The 814-nt window shown below is 67.4% G+C and carries 1 protein-coding gene; it reads right to left on the reverse strand.

Annotation, left to right across the window (positions count from 1 at the left end):
* Positions 1-814 (reverse strand): alpha-glucosidase C-terminal domain-containing protein (locus tag ACFP2V_RS38605; RefSeq protein ID WP_381221444.1); only part of this gene is annotated, 814 nt, incomplete at both ends.

An 814-nucleotide genomic window follows, 5' to 3' on the forward strand; every position in this document is an offset into this window, starting at 1 on the left:
GGCCGGGAAGCGCACCCCGCCGAACAGCTCGACCGGGTGGCGGCCCTCGAAGGCGCTCAGGTCGAGTTCGGTGGGCTGCGCGAAGCGGGAGAAGTTGTTCACGCAGAGCACCAGGTCGTCCTCGTACTCCCGCAGGAAGGCGAGGACGGCGGGGTTCGTCGACGGCAGTTCGGTGTAGGTGCCCAGGCCGAAGGCGGAATTCTGCTTGCGGATCTCGATCATCCGGCGGGTCCAGTGCAGCAGCGAGGACGGTGACGCCATGGACGCCTCGACGTTGGTGACCTGGTAGCCGTAGACCGGGTCCATGATCGTGGGCAGGAACAGCCGTCCCGGGTCGGAGGAGGAGAAGCCGGCGTTGCGGTCCGGGGTCCACTGCATCGGTGTGCGGACGGCGTCGCGGTCGCCGAGCCAGATGTTGTCGCCCATGCCGATCTCGTCGCCGTAGTAGAGGATCGGTGAGCCGGGCAGTGACAGCAGCAGGGCGTTGAAGAGTTCGATCTGGTTGCGGTCGTTGTCCAGCAGGGTGGCCAGGCGCCGGCGGATGCCGATGTTGGCGCGCATGCGGGGGTCCTTGGCGTACTCGGCCCACATGTAGTCGCGTTCCTCGTCGGTGACCATCTCCAGGGTCAGCTCGTCGTGGTTGCGCAGGAAGATGCCCCACTGGCAGCCCGAGGGGATGGCCGGGGTCTTGGCCAGGATCTCGGAGACGGGGTGGCGGGACTCGCGCCGTACGGCCATGAAGATGCGGGGCATGACCGGGAAGTGGAAGGCCATGTGGCACTCGTCGCCGCCGGCGGTGTAGTCGCCGAAGTAG

Origin of the sequence: Streptomyces incanus, from assembly GCF_042656345.1 — a bacterium.
GTDB lineage: Bacteria > Actinomycetota > Actinomycetes > Streptomycetales > Streptomycetaceae > Streptomyces > Streptomyces incanus.